Annotated in this window: 3 protein-coding genes; all 3 read right to left on the bottom strand. The window is 60.5% G+C overall.

What is annotated here, in order from left to right; translation table 11 throughout:
- Nucleotides 1-1,286: protoporphyrinogen oxidase (gene hemG / locus ABX749_RS23525; protein WP_372898147.1), on the bottom strand; the 1,286-nt coding region annotated here is incomplete at its 3' end.
- Nucleotides 1,283-2,380, bottom strand: coding sequence for a TIGR04053 family radical SAM/SPASM domain-containing protein (locus tag ABX749_RS23520; RefSeq protein WP_372898146.1), 1,098 nt, complete (start codon nt 2,378-2,380; stop codon nt 1,283-1,285). The genes ABX749_RS23520 and hemG, both read right to left, overlap by 4 nt.
- A gap of 252 nt (nt 2,381-2,632) precedes the next feature.
- Nucleotides 2,633-3,994, bottom strand: a complete 1,362-nt coding sequence (locus ABX749_RS23515; protein WP_372898145.1) for a Gfo/Idh/MocA family protein — start codon at nt 3,992-3,994, stop codon at nt 2,633-2,635.
- Nucleotides 3,995-4,449: the final 455 nt, after the last annotated feature.

The following is a 4,449-nucleotide window of genomic DNA, read 5'->3' as shown; positions in this document are numbered from 1 at the left end:
TGCGGCATCGCGCGATGCCAACGCTTGATTCGCGAAAACAACGGCGGCTTGCTGACTTGCCTCAACTGCCGAAGTTCGTTTCGCACGGTTTCAACAATCGTTTCGTCGGACCACTGCATCACTTCCTCACGGCAGGCTCCGCCGAGAAACGCCCGCAACAAGACTTTGCCTTCGGGGGCCCGACCGGCATACTTCACACTGCTGAACGTGCAGGCCAACACGGGACGCTGTTCGACATGCGGCACGAGGAACCCAAAATTGTCGAGCTCACCGGGAAACGCGTCGCGATCGTAGGCGAGATTCACTACGACACATCCCGCGTACGGAATCTCGTTCAACGCTTGCGAGAGTTCTGGATCGGTTGTCTGTAAGATCGAACCCGCGTGATGCGCCGGTACGGCCAGGATCACCGACGAATACTCTTCGCGTCGCGTTTCGCCGGATTCGGTTTGCTTGATTTGCATCGCCCAACCGTTGTCACGGCGTGACAGTGAGAGCACTTGATGGTTGGTGCGCACGTCGCATCGGCCCAACTCGGATGCCAACGCATCGATCGCGCTGCCCAAGCCGTGCCGCGGCGCGACGAACAAACTGTACTCGGGTCCGCCGGCGGCTGGATTTGGGGGCTTCGTTCGCGGGGCTGCCGCTCGTTGCGTTTTGGCACCCGCGCGCGCCGCCTTGATCAGACTGCCGTACTTGGATTCCATCTCCACAAACTGCGGAAAGGTCGCGTTGATGCTGAGCTGTTCCGGGTCGCCCATGTAAATCCCGCCGGCGAGCGGTTGGACGAGGCGCTGGAACGCTTCACGGCCCAGTCGGCGGCACGCAAAGGCGGCCAAACTCTCGTCATCTGAACCATGACGCCTGGGAATCAAACGTTCGGCGGCGAGTCGGACTTTGCCGCGCCAGCTGAGAATCGGCGTCGTCACCATCGGCCAGATTCGCTGCGGTGCCATCACCGCCAAGCCGTCGGGCAACCGTTCCAAACGCCCGCGACAGACCACGTCGACGCCAGGGTGCGATGAATTGGTATTGATCAGCTGGTCAGACAGGCCGATGTCGCGAAACAGGTTGACGGCCCAGGGCATTCGGCTGAGAACACTATCGGGACCGAGTTCGATGCAAAAGCCGTCGGTCTGTTCGGTTTGCAAGACGCCGCCCAACCGATCGCTCGCTTCGAACACGGTGATCTCAAGTGAAGCGTCCGATCGACTCAACTGATGAGCGGCGGCCAAGCCGCTGATCCCCGCACCGACAATGGCGACGCGATGTTTGATCTGGTTCATGAAAGGTTCGCCACGACATCGGTTTCAATCGGCGAGTAGACGCAATCCGGTTCGCTGGCCAACGGGTCGCCGTAGACGGCGTAGGCGCGGGAGCGGCTGCCGCCGCAAGCGTCTCGATACTCGCACACGCCGCACTTGCCACTGAATTGTTCCGGGTCGCGCAGCGAACGAAAGGTCGGATGATTTTGATAGGTGTCGACCACGCTATCGTCGGGAAAGCGTCCGCATCGCAGTGGCAGGAATCCGGCCGGATAGATTTCACCGGTGTGACTGACAAACATGATGCCCTTGCCGTCGCCGACGCCCAGCGGTGCACGCCGTCGTCGTCCGGGATGGGACGAGGCCAACGGGTCGCCTCCACGCTCCATCACAAAACGTCGATAGTGTGGCGCTTCGGTCGTCTTGATCCCATAGGGTTGCCGTTGCGACTGCGTCCACAGTTTTTCGAAGACCTGCTCGTACTCGGCCGGCGAAATTCGCTCCTCCATCGTGCCGCGTCCTACCGGTACCAGGAAAAAGACCGACCACATCATGATCTGTTGATCGGCGAAAAGCTCCGCCATGGCATCGACCTGGTGCACGTTGCGGCGCGTGATCGTCGTGTTGACTTGGACCGGCAATTCCAACTCACGCGCATCGGCCAACATCCGCAGCGTCCGCTCAAAGCTGCCTTCCCAGCCTCGAAACGCGTCGTGCGTCTCGGCGTCGCTGCCGTCCAGGCTGATGCCCAACACGCTGACACCGGCATCGCGGGCCTGCTGCAGCGCTTCGCGCGTGGCCAGTGGTGTCGCCGACGGTGTCAGCGCGATTTGCAATCCCTTGTCGCGGGCGTAGCGAATCAAGTCCAAAAGATCGGCGCGTTTCAACGGATCGCCGCCGGTGAACACAACGACCGGCGGGCGAGGAAAGCTCGCGACCTGGTCCAACAACGCCCTCGACTGCACCGCTGTCAGCTGTTGCGGGTCGGCGATCGGTTGCGCAGAAGCTCGGCAATGTTGGCAGGCCAGATCGCACGCCTGCGTCACTTCATAATAAAACATCAGTGGGGCGCTGCCGAAATCGACTTGCCCGTAGTCAGCATGGGGATGGGGCATGAAAGTGGCAATTTGCTAAAAGTGATCTGCCGGGATTCTGATTCGCAATGTGGCGTGTCCGTGACTGGAAAGTCGTCGGGACGCCAGAACCGGAAAGGAGAGAGAGTTGGTCAAAAGATGGGTTGGTCAAAAAATGGGTTGGTCAAAAAATGGGTTGGTCAAAAGATGGGGCGTGAATAAATGGCGGGCTGGTGGGGTGCGACGTGACTGCGGGGCTCGCCTGGCGGGCGAGCCCATGTGTTTGGCCTGGGACTAGAGTTCGACCCACTCGCCGGCTTCGGGCGGCGGGAAGAATCCGTTTTCATCGGCTTTCACCGGCGGCGGGCTGTCTTCGGTCAGATCGTCCAGGTAGTCACAAAATTGGAAATCGGACTGGGTGACTTCGTCCCACGTCACGGTTCGATTCAAGTGCGCCGCCGCTCGGCCCATCAGCGAAGCAAAATCGGCGTACACCGCCCGCTTGCCTTCGTTGTGGGGCAGGTCGTTGCGGATACTGTGAATGAAGTCGATCCATTCGTAGTCCCAGGGATTTTCGGCATCCGGTGTCGGTGTCCATTCGATGTTGTCTTTGGCGATCCGATGGTCTTTGAACATGTGGACGGTCGCCTTGTGAACGTTGCCGGAGAACTGCCCCGCTTTCTTGCTGCAATGAACGTAGGTGGCGAAGTCGTTGTCGCCGTTCTTGGCCCGACGAAAGCCGCAAAATGCTTTTTTGCCATTGGGGAACGTGTACTCCATCGAATAGATGTCGTTGTTCTGGCCACGGTCTTCACTGTTGACTTCGCGACCGCCCATCCCGTGACAGCTGGTGGGCCAATCGTCCATCAACCAACAGCATTCGTCGATCTGGTGAATCAAGTTGTCGACCATGTGTCCGGAGCCGACCCACATCAGTTGGGCCTTGCCGAACTTGAGTTGTTCGCCGAACAGGTTGGACTTGTCACGTTGGTCGCCCAGCCAGCGCCGTCCGGTCAGTCGGTTCGCCCGGATGTACGATAGATCGCCCATTTCGCCGCTGGCGATTTTGTCGATCAAGGCGGCGCGTGCCGGCGAGTGTCGGCATTGCAGTCCGGCCGCGATCTTGACGCCGTTTTGTTCGGCCAGTTCAGCGGCCTGGAGCATCCGCCGCAGACCCACCGGGTCCGGCGAGAATGGTTTTTCCATGAAGACGTTGATGCCTTTTTGGACGGCGTATTCGACGTGTACCGGGCGGATGTAGGCCCGCGTCGTACACAGTGCGACGTCGCCGGGACGCAGCGTGTCGATCGCAGCCTTGTAGGCCTGGAACCCAAGAAACTGTCGGTCCTTGGAGACATTGATGCCGTCGGGGAATTTTCTCGCCAGCGGTTTGAGCGAATTCTGGATCTTGCTGGCCTCCAAATCCGCAACGGCGTACAGTTCGATCGGTCCTTGATTGCTGGTGTTGAGCGCGTTGACGACGGCGCCATTGCCGCGTCCGCCACAGCCGATCAATGCTAAACGGATCGTGTTGTTTTCACCCGCATGGACCGCCGGAATGGTTTGCCCGAAGATCGTCGCGCCGACCGCCGCGGCACCGGATCGTTGTATGAATTGGCGACGGGACGTTTCGGAGGAGGTTTGGGGTTGGGCCATGGTTAACTCCTAACCATCAAATGGGGATGGGGGTGGGCAGCGGGCGCGGCGTCGCTGCCGGCCGAACAAGCCGGGAACGACCACGCCGGATCCGAAGGTGAAAGCCGATCAAAGGATGCAAATGGCGTTCCATGAGGCCCGGTTTGGCGAACGGGAATGTCACCACCGAGAGATTGAGCCGCACGCGTCAGACGGTGATTCGGCCATTTTTAGCGGACTTTCGATGCGTGGAAGCGCACCGGCGTCGCTGCGACAGGACGCACACGTTCGCGTTGATCCGATGCTCCGGATCGCACGCCTGTGCGAAACACCGCATGCGCCGGGGGGCGACGGCGTGATGCCACGTGCGTTGGCACCGTAGGTCTTAGCGGCACGGCGCGAGCCGTCCGGTGTCGGCAGGTCTTAGCGGAACGGCGCGAGCCGTCCGGTGTCAGCAGGTTTTAGCGGAACGGCGC

It is taken from the genome of Stieleria sp. (assembly GCF_041595215.1).
Classification (GTDB): Bacteria; Planctomycetota; Planctomycetia; order Pirellulales; family Pirellulaceae; genus Stieleria; species Stieleria magnilauensis.
The sequence above is the reverse complement of the archived record's forward strand: the minus strand, read 5'-3'. Positions and strand labels throughout refer to the sequence as shown.

Bases quoted from the DNA above. Each gene is read 5' to 3' on its own strand.
- ABX749_RS23520 (WP_372898146.1), bottom strand. From the start codon at position 2,380: ATGCCCCATCCCCATGCTGACTACGGGCAAGTCGATTTCGGCAGCGCC.
- ABX749_RS23515 (WP_372898145.1), bottom strand. From the start codon at position 3,994: ATGGCCCAACCCCAAACCTCCTCCGAAACGTCCCGTCGCCAATTCATA.